Source organism: Saccharibacillus qingshengii (assembly GCF_013185195.1).
Classification (GTDB): domain Bacteria; phylum Bacillota; class Bacilli; order Paenibacillales; family Paenibacillaceae; genus Saccharibacillus; species Saccharibacillus qingshengii.
The window spans coordinates 1-14,722 of record NZ_JAAZWC010000016.1; the positions used below are offsets into that span (position 1 = coordinate 1).

General features: G+C 56.3%; 17 protein-coding genes. 10 read left to right on the forward strand and 7 right to left on the reverse strand.

All coding sequences use genetic code 11. The features are described from left to right. Window positions 1-102 precede the first annotated feature (102 nt). The 5 genes from HRQ60_RS14250 (at window position 103) to HRQ60_RS14270 (ending at window position 3,284) form a co-directional block, all read left to right on the forward strand. Window positions 103-486 carry a nuclear transport factor 2 family protein gene (locus tag HRQ60_RS14250; protein WP_172196513.1) on the forward strand — a complete coding sequence of 128 codons (384 nt, stop codon included), beginning with the start codon at window positions 103-105 and terminating at the stop codon, window positions 484-486. A 32-nt stretch (window positions 487-518) separates the two neighbouring features. Beyond that, window positions 519-1,070 (forward strand): GNAT family N-acetyltransferase, encoded by a 552-nt coding sequence (locus HRQ60_RS14255; protein WP_172196515.1) that lies wholly within the window; start codon window positions 519-521, stop codon window positions 1,068-1,070. Next, window positions 1,067-1,906 carry an alpha/beta fold macrolide esterase gene (gene mle, locus HRQ60_RS14260; protein WP_172196517.1) on the forward strand — a complete coding sequence of 280 codons (840 nt, stop codon included), beginning with the start codon at window positions 1,067-1,069 and terminating at the stop codon, window positions 1,904-1,906. The genes HRQ60_RS14255 and mle overlap by 4 nt, the downstream gene beginning before the upstream one ends. A gap of 14 nt (window positions 1,907-1,920) precedes the next feature. Continuing rightward, window positions 1,921-2,367, forward strand: coding sequence for a DinB family protein (locus HRQ60_RS14265; RefSeq protein WP_172196519.1), 447 nt, complete (start codon window positions 1,921-1,923; stop codon window positions 2,365-2,367). Window positions 2,368-2,645: 278 nt separating this feature from the next. Next, entirely contained in the window at window positions 2,646-3,284 is a 639-nt protein-coding gene (locus HRQ60_RS14270; RefSeq protein ID WP_172196694.1) for a FusB/FusC family EF-G-binding protein, read from the forward strand. 103 nt (window positions 3,285-3,387) lie between these two features. Here the strand turns inward: HRQ60_RS14270 and HRQ60_RS14275 are convergent, their stop codons facing one another. The 5 genes from HRQ60_RS14275 to HRQ60_RS14295 form a co-directional block, all read right to left on the reverse strand. Continuing rightward, window positions 3,388-4,083: a TetR/AcrR family transcriptional regulator gene (locus HRQ60_RS14275; RefSeq protein WP_172196521.1), complete on the reverse strand. Its 696-nt coding sequence runs from the start codon at window positions 4,081-4,083 to the stop codon at window positions 3,388-3,390. A gap of 55 nt (window positions 4,084-4,138) precedes the next feature. Continuing rightward, entirely contained in the window at window positions 4,139-5,191 is a 1,053-nt protein-coding gene (locus tag HRQ60_RS14280; protein ID WP_172196523.1) for an ABC transporter permease, read from the reverse strand. Continuing rightward, complete coding sequence (locus HRQ60_RS14285) at window positions 5,188-5,922, reverse strand: ABC transporter ATP-binding protein (RefSeq protein ID WP_172196525.1); 735 nt, start codon at window positions 5,920-5,922, stop codon at window positions 5,188-5,190. The genes HRQ60_RS14280 and HRQ60_RS14285 overlap by 4 nt, the downstream gene beginning before the upstream one ends. 183 nt (window positions 5,923-6,105) lie before the next feature. Then, a complete protein-coding gene (locus HRQ60_RS14290) occupies window positions 6,106-7,716 on the reverse strand; it encodes an ABC transporter permease (RefSeq protein ID WP_172196527.1) in 1,611 nt (536 codons plus the stop codon). Window positions 7,717-7,718: 2 nt separating this feature from the next. Continuing rightward, window positions 7,719-8,630, reverse strand: coding sequence for an ABC transporter ATP-binding protein (locus HRQ60_RS14295; RefSeq protein WP_172196529.1), 912 nt, complete (start codon window positions 8,628-8,630; stop codon window positions 7,719-7,721). Window positions 8,631-8,774: 144 nt separating this feature from the next. On the opposite strand from HRQ60_RS14295, the gene HRQ60_RS14300 reads away from it, so the two are divergent. Both HRQ60_RS14300 and HRQ60_RS14305 read left to right on the forward strand, forming a co-directional pair. Beyond that, window positions 8,775-9,371 carry a TetR/AcrR family transcriptional regulator gene (locus tag HRQ60_RS14300; protein WP_172196531.1) on the forward strand — a complete coding sequence of 199 codons (597 nt, stop codon included), beginning with the start codon at window positions 8,775-8,777 and terminating at the stop codon, window positions 9,369-9,371. A gap of 19 nt (window positions 9,372-9,390) precedes the next feature. Further along, window positions 9,391-9,798: a hypothetical protein gene (locus tag HRQ60_RS14305; RefSeq protein ID WP_172196533.1), complete on the forward strand. Its 408-nt coding sequence runs from the start codon at window positions 9,391-9,393 to the stop codon at window positions 9,796-9,798. Between the two features lie 15 nt (window positions 9,799-9,813). Here the strand turns inward: HRQ60_RS14305 and HRQ60_RS14310 are convergent, their stop codons facing one another. Beyond that, entirely contained in the window at window positions 9,814-10,290 is a 477-nt protein-coding gene (locus HRQ60_RS14310) for a GNAT family N-acetyltransferase (RefSeq protein ID WP_172196535.1), read from the reverse strand. Window positions 10,291-10,411: 121 nt separating this feature from the next. Here HRQ60_RS14310 and HRQ60_RS14315 point away from each other — a divergent pair, with 121 nt between their 5' ends. Further along, a complete protein-coding gene (locus HRQ60_RS14315; RefSeq protein ID WP_246281334.1) occupies window positions 10,412-11,071 on the forward strand; it encodes a cysteine peptidase family C39 domain-containing protein in 660 nt (219 codons plus the stop codon). A gap of 130 nt (window positions 11,072-11,201) precedes the next feature. Continuing rightward, window positions 11,202-12,026: an SRPBCC family protein gene (locus tag HRQ60_RS23720; protein WP_246281335.1), complete on the forward strand. Its 825-nt coding sequence runs from the start codon at window positions 11,202-11,204 to the stop codon at window positions 12,024-12,026. On the opposite strand, the gene HRQ60_RS14325 is transcribed toward HRQ60_RS23720, so the two are convergent. Further along, entirely contained in the window at window positions 12,023-12,937 is a 915-nt protein-coding gene (locus HRQ60_RS14325; RefSeq protein WP_343044695.1) for a helix-turn-helix transcriptional regulator, read from the reverse strand. The two genes, HRQ60_RS23720 and HRQ60_RS14325, sit on opposite strands and share 4 nt — an antisense overlap. A 135-nt stretch (window positions 12,938-13,072) precedes the next feature. Here HRQ60_RS14325 and HRQ60_RS14330 point away from each other — a divergent pair, with 135 nt between their 5' ends. Then, window positions 13,073-14,413, forward strand: a complete 1,341-nt coding sequence (locus HRQ60_RS14330) for a glycoside hydrolase family 30 protein (protein ID WP_172196539.1) — start codon at window positions 13,073-13,075, stop codon at window positions 14,411-14,413. The last annotated feature ends 309 nt before the right edge of the window (window positions 14,414-14,722 follow it).

Sequence of the window (14,722 nt, forward strand, 5' to 3'; positions counted from 1 at the left end):
GCAAATGTCTAGGCTGGAAGTCTACACACGAATCGTTTCAGGACGAAGTGTTGCACTTGGATTGACAATCCGTCATAAAAATGAACAGGGAGCGTGGAACGTATGGAAAACGAAGAGATGCAGCGTCTGATTGAACGGTATTTGAGCGCTTATAACACGTTCGATATTCAAGGCATGCTGGACGTATTGGATGAAGATATCCGGTTCCTGAACATAGCCCAAGGCGTAGTAACGACCGAAACCCAAGGGATTCCGGACTTCCGCGCCCTGGCCGAACAATCCGTGCAGATCTTCTCGGAGCGGCGCCAAACGATCCGACAGATCGAGTTCACGCAGGGCGGAGCGGAAGTTGAGATCGATTATGAAGCGACCCTTGCGGTCGATCTGCCCAACGGCATGAAAGCGGGCGAAGTTCTGCAGCTCCGGGGAAAATCGGTCTTTCGAAAAAAAGGAGAAAAGCTGGTGCGGATCGAAGATCACAGTTAAAAGGTTCTGCCGTCACGAGAAGGAGGAAGGTTATGATTACGCTTCAATATTTCGAACCCCGCGATTTCGGGCCGCTGATCCGCTGGAGCGGCGACGAAGCATTTCTGCTGCAATGGTCGGGCCCGAGCTTTCGCTTCCCGCTCTCGGAAGATCAGCTTGCCGTTTACCTGAACGAAGCCAACGATCCCGAGACTTCTTCGACGTTCATCTACAAAGCGGTCGAATCGTCCACGGGTGAAACGGTAGGGCATCTCTCTCTTGCGGCTCTCGACCGGTATAACCGTTCGGCCCGCGTCGGCAGGGTGCTGCTCTTCGACTCCCACAGAGGCAAAGGATACGGCCTGCAGATGATGCGCGGGATTCTGCGAATCGGGTTCGAGGATTTCGGCCTGCACCGGATCGGCTTGGGCGTATTCGACTTCAACCGATCCGCGTTAAGCTGCTACGAGAAAGCGGGCTTTGTCCGGGAAGGCTTGATCCGCGATTCGCGCCGGTACGGGGATTCGTTCTGGAACTTGATCGAAATGGGCATTTTGGAACAGGAATGGCGCACAAGCCGGAGTGAAAAGGAGGAAACGAATTGAGTGAAACCTATATACGGATAGATGGCGTAACTATCTGCACGGAAAGTTTCGGAGATCCCGAAGATCCGGCGCTGCTGCTGATTATGGGCGCGCAGTCTTCGATGATCTGGTGGGAAGAAAAATTCTGCCGGCAGTTGGCGGACCGGGGACTGTTCATGATCCGCTACGACAACCGCGATGTCGGCCGTTCGACGGTTTACGACCCCGGGCAGCCGGAATACACGCTCGAAGATATGGCGGACGACGCGATCTCCGTGCTGGACGCGTATGAAATCGAGCAGGCACATATCATGGGGATGTCGCTTGGCGGCATGCTGGCACAAATTGTCGCCCTGCGGCACCAGAACCGGGTTCGGAGCGTCATCTTGCTGGCTTCGTCCAACTTTGCCGCGCATCTTCCTCCGATGGAAGAGAAAGTGGCGGCCTTTTTTGCGCAGATGGGAGACGTGGATCTGACGGACCGGGATTCCTTCGTCCGCTTTTCGATCGACCGTTCGAGAGTACTGGTCGGTTCGAAACATGCTTTTGACGAGAAGAAGACCGATGAGCTTGCGGGTCAGGACTTCGACCGGGCGGAACGTCCGAGCAGTATGACCAACCATGCCCAGCTGACGGGCGGAGAAGTCTACATGAGGCGGACCAAAGAAATTTCCGTTCCCGCTCTGGTGATCCACGGCACGGAAGACCCGATTCTTCCTTATGAGCACGGGCTGTATCTGTTCAATCGGATTCCGGGAGCGAAGCTGCTGACTCTCGAAGGCAGCGGTCATGAGCTTCACGAAGACGATTGGTCTACGGTGATCGAATCGATTGCCGAACATCTGCACTTTTTCTAAGGAGGAGACTCTCTATGGAGACGATAAGCCAAATGTTCCGTCACCTCGATTGGGCCAATCAGACGCTGCTCGCCGCTCTGCAAAATGCGGGGGCGTCCGGCAAACCGCTGACGCTGTTCACGCATCTGCTGAACGCCGAGCGGGTCTGGCTGACTCGGCTTCAAGGCGCAGACAGCTCGCAGCTGCCGATCTGGTCGGAATCGGATGCCGCCTTGTGCGCCGAACTGATGCGCCAGAACGCGGAAGGCTTCGAAGCCTTTCTGGCCGATGCCGAAGCTTCCGATCCGGACCGCGCCGTTTCGTACAAAGACAGCCGAGGCACGCCTTTTACAAATTCGGTAAGAGATATTCTGCTGCAGATCGCTCTTCACGGACAGTACCACAGAGGGCAGATCAATATGCAGCTTCGCCAGGACGGTTACACGCCGGTAAATGTGGATTACATCATGTTTGTCCGTTGATCCGGCGGCGAAAAACATTCGAGGATTGTCTGGATCGGCCTGCCCTGCTATACTTCCCCTATACCAATTGTACTGGGGGTCTTGCCGTGGCAATGTGGAACGCACCGGATTGCTCGTTTGCTAGAAAAGCCTTACGCAGAGCCTGAATAGGGGCGGACTTTGTGTAGGGCGGCGAGCGCGAAATGCTTCGTCCCCGATCTCTGACATGAACGTTTTGCTCGGCAGGCTTTGCACCTTATCGTTTAACCAAACTTTATAAGGGGCTGAAAGCTATGCATATGCAAACACCATTTATTCACAATCATCAACTGAACGTTATCAAAAAACAGGCCAATTTCCTGCTCAAGACGCTGCGTACGGTCGCGGATCGCAAGGTACTCGATACCGTTCGGGTAACGGCGGTGAGCAACGCGCTGGAAGCTTTCGACGGATTGAACGAAGAACAAAAAGCGCTGATCGAGCAGCTGGCCCAATACGAAGCGGCGCATGACATTCAGGATTATCTGGATTCGCTTGAATCGTACCTGCTGCCTTTCCCGGAAGTGACGGCGAAGCAGGCGCAGAAGCTGTTTCCCAAGGCGAAGAAATTGAAGCTTCCCGATCTCGAACGTCTGGACTACGCGCATACGACCTATCTGAGATGGATCGACATCGCGACCAACCGACTGTTCATCGTCTATCCGTACGAAGGACAGATGCTCGGCGTGGAAGGACGGATTACTTCGACGAACAAAAAAGGCTTCTGCATGTTCTGCAATCGGCATCAGGAGTTGGGGTTCTTCAATGTGAAGCTGAAAGGAAGCTCGCCGGACAATTTCTCGTCGGTCGGTCAGTACGTCTGCATGGATAATGAGGCTTGCAACCATAGTATTACCGATACGGCTCCGTTGGAACGGTTTTTGACCTCGATTCGATAAGCCGTAGCCGGACCGGAACAAAGATAGACAGAAAATGAAAATAAGCAGGACAAAAAGGCCGCTCCTTGAGCGGTCTTTTTCTTGTCTATAAGCGAGCAGCGGTCTATTGGCGGGAATCGGACGGCCGCGCATGCGGCGATAGCCCATGCATCAGCAGGTCGATCGTACGCTCGATCTCTTCGTCTTCGTCCTGCTCGTCGAGCGGCAGGATCAGCAGATGGGTCACCACCATGCCGACGAACAAACTGACGGCCGTTCGCAGTACCCGCCACGGCGGCGCTTCGATGATCTGTCCGCGTTCCTGATAATGCCGGATGATCTTCTCCATTCGCGAGTAGACGATCTCCCTGAACAGCTTCTGCACCTGCTCGAGCAGCTCCGGCTGGTAAGGAATCTCATGAATCCAGATTCTAAGCATCTTAATATTTTTGCGAGCGAACCGGAAACGGTCTTTCGCTACTGCCCGAAAGAAATCTTCGACCTGCTCGGGCGGCTGCGTACTGTCCAGCACCTTCACTGCAAATTCACGGAGCATGAACGGGGCGGCGAGCTTGAGCGCGATCGGGCCGGCAATCGCCAGCAGCAGATCTTTTTTCGTCTTGTAATGCCGGAAGATCGTTCCTTCGGCAACGCCGGCTTTCTGCGCAATTTCGCTGGTAGAAGCGGCAGCGAAGCCTTTCTCGGCAAAAATATCGATGGCGGCATCCAAAATCTTCGCCTGTTTCTCGGTCTTGCTGCCTCCTTCGCCGTCCATCAGCTTCAGCAGTTCTTCCAGCCATTGTTCGTTATTGTCCGTCATGATCGACCATCCTTATCCTCGAGGCTCCTTAGTACCTTGTCAACACGAAAGGTTATTATATCTTACGATATTTTCGCAGAGCCAGCACGTTGGCAGCGATGAATACCGCCGAGATGCCGATCAGCACGTAGGTATCCGAAGCGATTCCGCTCCAACCTTCGCCGCGCAGCATGATGTTCTTCAGCGCTTCCGAACCGTAGGTAAGCGGCATGATATGCGATAACCAGCTGATCCACGGCGACATCGTATCCAGATCGAACAATCCGGAGAAGAAGATCTGCGGCACGATCACGATCGGAATGAACTGAATCATCTGGAATTCCGTGTTGGCCAATGTCGAGAGCAGCATGCCCAGGCTGAGCGCGGCCGCGGCCAACAGCAGCGTGACCAGCAGAACCAGACCAAGCGAGCCGTCCATCATTAGGCCCAGCACATGAATACAGTAGGTGGCAATCAGGACGGCCTGAATACCCATGAAGATGCCGAAGCCCACCATATAACCGACCACGATCTCCCACCGCCGGATCGGCGTTGCCAGCAGCCGTTCCAGTGTCCCGCTGGTCCGCTCCTTCAGGAAGGAGACGCCGGCGATCAGGAAGACGAAGAAAAAGGCGAAGACGCCGATAAAGATCGGACCCAGGCTGTCGAATGTCGTCATGTCTTCGCCGCCGTGCAGATAATCGACCTTGGGTTCGATCTTCGGCATTCCGGCGGTTCCCGCCTGGGCGCGATCCGAGGTAAGATCGCTGAACGTGCGGGCGACCAGCATCTGAACGGCGCGGTTCTTGGAAGGTTCGCTGCCTTCAAGCTTGAGATGCGGCTGTGTACCGTCAAGAGACAGATAACCGTCGATATCCTGCGCCTGCAGCGCGGCGTCCGCTTCGGCCGTATTCGGATACGAATGAAGGTCGACGCTGCCTTTCTCCAACTGCTGCACAACGGCGTCCGGCAGATCGACCGTGCCGAGCTTCGGGACATAGTCGTCGCCGTCGAATACGAGATACATAAGCGACAGAACAAGCAGAGGCGCAACGATAAGCAGGGCCAGCGTTCGTTTGTCGCGGAGAAACTGCCGGATAATCCGGATGACCAAGGCACGGATTCTCATGGACGGACACCTCCGTAATAGAGAAAAGCTTCTTCAATCGTATGGCTGCCGGTATCCTGTTTGAGTCCTTCCGGCGTCCCGACCGCGATCAAGCGGCCGTCCCGAACCATGCCGAGACGATCGCATTTGTCGGCTTCGTCCATCACATGCGTCGTGACGATGATCGTCGCGCCCGCGGCGCGAATCTGCCGCAGCTCGTCCCAGATCGACTGGCGCATGACCGGATCGATGCCGACGGTCGGTTCATCGAGGATCAGCACTTCCGGCTCGTGGATCAGCGCAATTGCCAGCGACAGCCGGCGCTTCATTCCGCCCGAATAGGAAGACACAGGCTTGCGCAGATGTTCGCCGAGCCCTACCAGTTCGACGACATGATTCATTCTCCGCTTGAGAGCCTGTCCGCCAAGTCCCATCAATTCTCCGAAAAACTGCAGGTTTTCACGGGCCGACAATTCCATGTAGAGCGCATCCGACTGCGCCATATAACCGATCCGCTGCAGCATCGATAGCTTGGGCAGCCTTGTGCCCAGAAGATCGACACTGCCGGTCGTCGCTTCGTCGATTCCCGCAAACAGTTTGACCAACGTCGTCTTCCCCGCGCCCGACGGTCCGAGCAGTCCGAAAATCTCCGACTTTTGAATATCCAGATCGATGTCCTGAAGCACCTGACGTCCTCCAAAGCTTCGACTGATCCCGGCAGCCCGCAGACAAATATCGTCAGAAGTAGCCATACTGCACCTCCGTACTTTTTTAAAAGTGAGTACTCACTCATTTCGAGATCATCATATAGCGGGACACAGGAAGTGTCAATCGGAATTTTATGGACGCAGCAAAAGGCAGTCGGATGGCCCGACTGCCTCAGAGCGTGGATAACGTTACTTTAGTTGCTGCGAGATTTAGGGCGGGTCCGGCGATTATCGCATGTCCCGTCTGCGATATCCGGCGTATCCGGCGGCGACCAGCACAACCGCGATAAGCGTAATCCAGAGCAGAGGCTGCCACTGCCAGGCATCGACCGGGAACTTCGGCACATGGCTGAAGATAGTCAGCTTTTTCAGGCCATCCGGAAGATTCAGCAGGTCGCCCATATAATCCGTGATAAAGCAGTAGGCGAGATAGAGCCAGAGAAGTCCGGTCAGGTGGGGAAGCCAGCCGATGAGCAGCGCTCCGACACCGATGACAAACAGCAGAGCCGGGATATAGGACAGCACCGCACAGAAGATTATGCCCACAGTGAACGGATGGTCCATCGAGGAAGCTTGCGTGCCGTACAGTCCCGCCGACGCTAGGAGCAGAGCGAGTACTCCGACGGCTGCGGCGAAGCCGCAGTGGAGCAGGAACAGATGGCGCCGGGAGACGGACCGGCTCCACAGATTGTCGAGCATGCCCCGGTTCTCCTCGCTCTTAAGCCGAAACAGGCTGGTGAGCGCCGGGATGCTGCCCATCACAGCCAGAACAACCGTCAGCAGACTCAGAAACTGCGCGTTCAGATCGCCTGCGCTTCCGGGCGGCAGCAGCCGTTCAAGCGAAGCGTTGCCGGCCATGAATTCGTCGAGGCTGCCGAACACCGAGCCGTAGACCAGCCCGATCACCAGCATCGCGATTCCCCAGCTGATCAGCATGGTGCGCTGAAGCCGCAGCGTCAATCCGAACGGCGACAGCAGGCTTCGCCGAGCGTGAAGGCGTCCGCCGCGCTGCGGAAGAAATCCGGCTCCCACGTCGCGAATCGAGTTGAGCCAGAGTGCGGCAAGCACCAGCAGAACCGATAAGCCCAACGCCAACAGGACCGGCAGCCAGCGGTCGAGCACATAGGCATCCGTCAGATAACTCCACGAGAGCGGAATGAACCAGGACAGCTCGGGAGAACGGGTATCGATCATCGCCCGCAGCACATAATATGCGCCCAGAAGGGCCAAGGAGAGGGTAAGCGTTCCGCGGCCGGATGTCGAGAGCTGGGCGAACAGGGCCGCGGCTGCCGCGAACATCAAGCCGACTGCGCCCAGCGCCGCTCCGTAGAGAAGAGAAGAGGAGAAAGGCATCGTTGCGATGCCGATCGCACCGAGACCGATGCCGTGAACGAGCGCCAGCAGTCCATTGACGAGCAGCATCTCAAGCAGCGCCGCTCCCGGAACGGCAAGTCTGCCGATGCTCGCCGCGCGCAGCATCTCGACCTTGCCGTCCTCTTCGTCGCCGCGCGTATGCCCGTTCATGATCAGAATATTCATGATAGCCACGGCAAGGGCGGTGAACAGCATCATGCGATGGGCAAACATGGCTCCTGTCGTATAGGCGTTCAGCGCGTCGCTGGGTCCGATGATCGCGACCATAGCCGGGCTGCGCAGCGTCTGTGCCAGCGCCTGGCGTTCTTCCGCGCTCGGAAACAATCCATCTAACGCATAAGCGACGCCGATCGAAAACAGAGCCAGGCCTCCGATCCAGCACAGCAGCTTGAACCGATCCTGCCGAAGCCGGAAACGAAGCAGCATCGGCATACCGGCAAAAGCGCGAAGCTTCGAATTAGGCATGATCATCGCTCCGTTTCGCTCCGTTTCGCTCCGCTCTGCTCGTAGCGGCGCATGAAGAGATCCTCCAGCGTCGGCGGCGTACTCTCCAGCTTGAGAATTCCCAGTCCGGCCAGATAATTCATCACGGCGCCAAGCTGATCCGAATCCACTTGGAAGACTGCCCGGCTGCCGCTGCGCTCCAGATCATGGACACCGGGAAAAGTCTCCAACTGCTCGGGCGGGGACACCGTCTCGGAGCGCAGCAGGATGCGGGTGAGATGCCGGAGTTCGTTAAGGGTGCCGCTCTCGATGATCTCGCCTTCGCGGATAATGGCAACCCGGTCGCATAGGCGCTCCACTTCGGACAGGATATGACTGGAGAGCAGCACGCTTTTACCCTGCGCTTTGACCTCTTCGACACATTCCTGAAAGACACGTTCCATCAGCGGGTCGAGTCCGGAAGTCGGTTCATCGAGAATGAAGAGCTCGGCATCGGTGGCGAAGGCCGAAACGAGCGCGATTTTCTGACGGTTGCCTTTGGAATAAGTGCGGCTCTTCTTGCCGGGGTCCAGCTCGAATCTCGCGATCAACCGATCGCGTTGGGCTCGGTCTCCACTGCCTTGGAGCCGCATGAACAGATCGATGATCTCGCCGCCGGTCAAGTTGGGCCAGAGATTGACGTCCCCGGGTACATACGCCAGCCGCTTGTGAATCTCGACGGCATCGGACCAGACATCCCGGCCGAAGATCCGGGCATCGCCCGAAGTCGCTTGCAGCATGCCCAGCAGAATACGGATCGTGGTCGATTTACCCGCTCCGTTGGGCCCTATAAACCCCACGACTTCTCCCGGTTCGACCTCAAGATTTACCTTTTTCAGAGCCGAAAAATGGCCGAACTGCTTCGATAGATCGCGAACCGTCAAGATTGCCCCCATCTCAAGAACCTCCTTGGTTATGAACCTTATTGATGATTGTGGTTCATAATATACGCCTTCTGAGTAGGGTTTACAATGATTTTGAACTCAAATATTTAATTCGGTTCAATAAAAAGGTATACTCTAGAGCATGGAGGGATCAGGATGGACGGATTTCAGCGCAGAAAAGAAGTGAAGAAGCAGGCGATTCTCTCAAGTGCATTATCCCTTTGCATGCGAAACGGATTCCAGAATACGACCGTTGCCGAAGTAGCCGCCGAAGCGGGAGTCTCGAAGGTGACGATCTTCAATTATTTCGGTTCAAAAGAAGAACTGATGCGTGAAGTGATTGTCTACTATGTCACCGAGATGTACGAACGTTCACGTGAGATTGTCGAGAGCGACCGCAGCTTCGAGAGCAAAATGCAGCAGATGATGTTTATGAAAATTCAGGAGATCGATCAATATTCGCGTACGTTTATCGACGAAATTCTGGAGGAATACAGCCGCCCGGACAGCCGGATTCAGGAAATGTACGAGAAGCTGGGCATTACGCTGTATCAGCAGCTGTTCGCCCAGGGCAAAGAAGAGGGCGTCATCTCGCCCCATCTATCGCTGCCTGCCATGATGGTCTATCTCAATGTGTTTAGCGAAGGGATGAGGCACAAAGCCGTATACGATGCAGTTATTCCTTTTACCAAGGAAATCATGGACATGTTTCTGTATGGATTGTCCGGAAAAGCGGATACGGGAAAAGAATGAAGAAGGCGAGGAGGGCAAGATGGACAAGTACATCGAATACGGCATCGTCAGCACGCCTGCGGACGAGAAGCGGTTGGCGGCGAATTTCAAAGTTTTTTTCGAACCGCTGAACCGCATGATGGCCAAGGCCAAAAGCAAAGGGCTGCTGGAAGCGCGGCTGCCCTATGTCTACAAACATTATTATTGGAATCTCAATAAGGAGATGCAGGTCTATATGGAGCTGTATCCGAATGAAGACATGGAAGGAAAACGCAAATTCGCGGATCCGGAAGCCGCCTGGATTCTGTTCGTGAATAGGAAGGATGTCCACCCGCCGCATCATGTCGCCCTGCAGGAGCAGGAACGTTACGTGGAAGAGCTGCTGGCGGCAGGCGGGTTTCCTTACAAAGTGCTGCATGAGTACAATGAAGGGGAAGAGCGGCTGTAATCTCGGATTCTCCCTTTACAGCTTCAGCACTGTCACCGGCTCATTGTCGCAGACCTCGCCGTTGTCGCGGAAGCCGAAGCTTTCGTACAGTCTTTTGGCGGGCAGATTGTCGGCTTCGTATTGAATCCAGCAGTAAGCCGCGGGGCCGGCGGGGAAAGTGCGGATGAATTCCAGAATCTTCGTCATGGCTTCGCGGCCGTACCCCCGGTTCTGATGTTCGCGGTCGATCATCAGGCGCAGGATGCAGTAGCTCTCATGGGCAATCGAAGGAATCTCGTAGCCGGTAATGCCGTATGTAATCATCACAAACCCTACCGGCTCCTCGTCCGCGTAGATCGCCAGCGGAAACGGGGTTCCGCCGTTGGTTGCCAGCACGTAGCAGGAAGCGACGCTGGACAGATTGGAAGCGACGAACCGATGCTGATCTTCGGCGACTTCCAGATTGAAGATGGCCCGCCGGTTCTCCAGTGTAATCTTGCGAAGGGTAATCATGCGCAGCAGCTCCTCTACGTTCGAATGGTTGACGTTCGCTAAACAGTTAGCCGTCCGTATAACAGCGAAGGTTCGGGCGATAGAAAAGGAAATCCAGAAAGATTCGGAGGTTCGAGAGACCATGAATAAGCAGACGGAATCGGGCAGTAACGATAATGAAATCGAGCAGCGCCAGCCGACATCGCGGCGCAGCGGCGTCAATCTTCCGATGCTGGCAGCAGGGGCGGCGGTGGCGGGAATAGCCGCTTATTATCATGCGCTGCCGCGCAAAGATCCGATCCGGACGGCAGGCATGCCGGAACGTTATGTGATCGAGACGCCCAACCGGATAGATCTGCAAAAGAATACGGAGTGCGCGGCGTTCTCGAGTGCTTACGTGCTGCGCCATCTGGGGACCGAGACGGACGGAAACGAGCTGTATCGGGCATTTCCCCGCAAGCTGCTGGACGGTACCGTCGATCCGCGCGGCATTTTGGTCCTTTTTCGAAAAAGAGGATATCGGGCGGAATTCTACCGGGGCAGCATCGAGACGCTTAAGAAGCGCGTAAGTCTCGGCATTCCGGTCATCGCGTTTATCAAAGTGCATGCCGATCAGCGATACGCCCATTTTGCTCCGGTCGTCGGTTACGATCAAGATTATTTCTATCTGGCGGATTCGCTGGGGCATAAAATCAACTGCAGCGAACCCACGCACAACCGCAAAATTCCGATCGCCGAGCTCGAACAGCTGTGGCGAACGAATCCTTTTTACAAGCAGTCCTACATTGTGGTAAGTCCGTAACGTTTAATTTCTCCGCTGCTGATTCGGCAAGTGACGTTTAAGCGTAATTTTGATCATAGCTACCATTTCACATGGATCGTCCACAGGGACAGGCTGCGGCGAAGGTGGGCCATCCGAGAAGGAGTGCTTGATGAAAAAATCGTCATTGTCATTCGCGCTTAGAGTCATTTCGCTGCTGCTCGGCATCGTTGGCGTGCTGCTTGTTCTGCGAAGTACGGAGATGGGACTTAAGCATGCGGACGCCTACACCGAAAGTCTGGATCAGTACGGGGCCGGCGGCCGGTTCTGGCTGGTGCAGCAGAGCAGTATCGCGGCGTATCGGACGGTCGGCGCGGTGCTCGCGGGAGTCGGATTTTTCCATGCGCTGCGGCCGCTGAGCCGACTGGAGATGCAGCGGATCAGCATCGGCGAATCCGAAGAGACTTCCCATGCGGCGAAGGCAGCCTTGGGATCTGCGGATGCCATGGCCGACCGGTACAAAGGCCAGATCCAGGGCACCAGAACGGATACCGCTTCGCGGATTATCAAGGCCTCGCCCCAGACGCTGTATTGGGCATTCGTCGATCCGGATGTGCTCGTGCGCTGGCTTCCGCCCGGCGGGATGCGCGGACGAATCGAACGCTTTGAACCGAAGGCCGGCGGCAGCTATCGGATGGTGCTGACCCATAACGGCGGTTCCGGCCCGTTCGAAGGCAAGTCGTCGCCCAATTCCGATATCGTCGAAGGGCGCTTCGTGGAGCTGATTCCCGGCGAACGCATCGTCCAGGCCGTTACTTTCGAATCGGCGGACCCGGCTTATGCCGGAGAGATGACGATGACCTGGAAGCTGGAAGCCGTGCAGGAAGGCACGCAGGTTACGATCGTATGCGAGCAGGTGCCGGGCGCCATCGGCAAACGCGACCACGAACAGGCGCTGGCGGAAAGCCTGGCGAACCTGGAGCGCGTGGTGGCTTAGACCCCTGTTTGTACGCGGCCCAGTGTCTGCCGATAGGCGCGGGGACTCACGCCCGTCCAGCGCTTGAATTGGCGGCTGAAATGGGCAAGGCTGGAGTAGCCCAACTTCGAAGCGATCTCGGTAAGCGCAAGCTCCGGTTGGTGGATGAGCTGCTTGGCTTCATGCAGCTTCAGCTCGGAGAGGTAGCTGCGCGGCGAGGTGCCGTACACCTGCCGGAAGACTTCGAGCGCATACCCCGGGCTGATCTTGAGCCGGGCCGCGATCTGATCGATCCGGATGTCGGGCTCCCGGCATCCGGCGGCGCCCAGATTTTCGGCGCCGAAGGCGGCTTTGATCGACTGGGCGATCAGCGTGGCATAATGAGCCGCTGTCGGAGAGACAGCGGCTTCGGTGCGTTCGGAGACGAATTCCATCAGCAGGTGAAGCACTTCGAACAAGCCGGCCTGAATCCGAAAAAGATCGGCCGTGGAATACTGTCCGCCGGGACGAATGAGTTCGATCCAGCGGCGGATTGCCGTTTGCAGGCGATCGTTGTCTGAACGGCCCGAGCGCAGCAGCAGCGGCCCGCAGCGGCGCATCTCCTGGCGGAACAGCGCATCGTCCAGATTGAAATGGGCGGCAAAATAATGCAGGCCTTCCGAAGCGCGGCATTCCGTCGCGTGCCTGGCGCCCGGCGGGATCAGCAGAACGTCGCCTTCCTGCAGCTCATAGGCGACCTGCTCCAGCACGGTGGATTGGCGGCCCTGCAGAATCAGCATCAGCTCGAATGCCGTATGGGATTCTTCGGGCACCTGCCAGCCGCAGGGAACTTTCTGGGTATGCGCCCCGAACAGTTTTACGTTCCAGTCAATGGCAGGCATCCAATGCGAGTCCGGGGAGAGGTAGGTCTGATAAGCTTCTGGAATCCGCACGTTCAACGCTCCTTCGCAGTGTATCTTGGATTTGGGCAAATTCTCCGTGATTCGGCGTATCTCCATCGATGCAGCCGCTTGCTATACTTAATCTATCGCAAGCGGTATAGACGCACAAGCATAAGGAGGAGCGAAATGACGAACCGGAAGATCGAACATTGGGCAACGGACGAGAAGAGCGCTTGGCAGAGCCGGGATTATGCGCAAGAGCAGGGCGGACAGGCCGGTTTGCAGCTGACGGGAGAACTTTTTCAGACGGTGGAGGGTTTCGGAGGCTGCTTCAACGAACTGGGGTATCTGGCTCTGCGGCATCTCAGCGACGAGGATCGCCGCCAATGGATGCATGCCCTGTTCCATCCCGAAGGCGAGCATCGGTTTACGATCTGCCGGCTCCCGATCGGGGCAAGCGATTATGCCGAACGCTGGTACAGCCATAACGAGCATGACGGCGATCTGTCCATGGAGCATTTTTCGATTGAACGCGATTTCGAGTATTTGATTCCTTATATCCGGGAAGCCTTGAGCTGCAATCCTGACCTGAAGCTGTTCGCGTCTCCGTGGAGTCCGCCGACCTGGATGAAGACGCCCAAAGCTTATAATTACGGCACCCTGCGCTGGGAACCGGAGATTCTGCGGGCGTATGCCCTATATTTCGTCAAGTTCGTGCAGGCTTATCGGGAAGCGGGGATTACGATCCATCAGATCCATGTGCAAAACGAGGTTATCGCCGATCAGAAATTCCCGTCCTGCGTGTGGACGGGCGAGCGGCTGCGGGAGTTCATTGCGGATTATCTGGGACCTGCGTTCGAAGAACATGGCCTGGATACCGAGATCTGGCTGGGCACCCTCAACGCGCCGGAGCCGTGGGAAGAGCTGGTGAAGAAACAGACGACGGACTTCGACGATTACGCGGCAGTCGTATTAAGCGATCCCAAAGCCTATCGTTATATCAAAGGCGTCGGCTATCAGTGGGCAGGCAAATACGCGATCCAGCGTACGGCTGCCAGCTATCCGGAGCTTCGTTATATGCAGACGGAGAACGAATGCGGCGACGGGCTGAACAGCTGGGGTTACGCGCGGTATGTCTACAATCTGTTCCAGCATTATTTTATGAACGGTGTCCATGCGTATATCTACTGGAACATGCTTCTCGAACCGAAAGGCCGCAGTACCTGGGGCTGGGAGCAGAATTCCATGGCGACGGCCGATCCGGATAGCGGGCAGCTGACGCGCAATCCCGAATATTATGTGATGAAGCATTATGCGCGTTACGTGGTTCCCGGTGCCCGGCGGATGGGTCTCAAAGGCCCCTGGGCAGGCAGATCCACGGCTTTCCGGAACCCGGATGGCAGCCTCGCCGTGGTCGTGAGCAATCCTTTCCGCGACAATCGGGAGCTGGTGCTGGAGCATGAAGGGGAGAAGCTGCGATTCGAGCTGACGGCCGGTTCGTTCAATACGATCGTCATAGGCGCCTAGGGCCTAGTAAAGCCTGTTCGATGCTCGGGACAGAGGAGCGGATGTTCACGGTCTACGCCCGCAGTCGACATTTGTATCAGGCAGGCGCGGTCAAGAGGCTCTTTATAAGCGAAAAGTGGACGGAAGCAGCAGGCCTTGGGAAGATTTCCGAGGCCTTTTGGCATGCTGGCGGGTTGAGGCGTTATGTGGCTTTATGACATGATTATCCGGCATCCTGACATTCTCGGATTGTCTGCCTGCGGGTTATACTGAAAAAGATACCGGTACATGGACTGCGATCATGACATGAAAAAATTCGGTCAGGTTCGG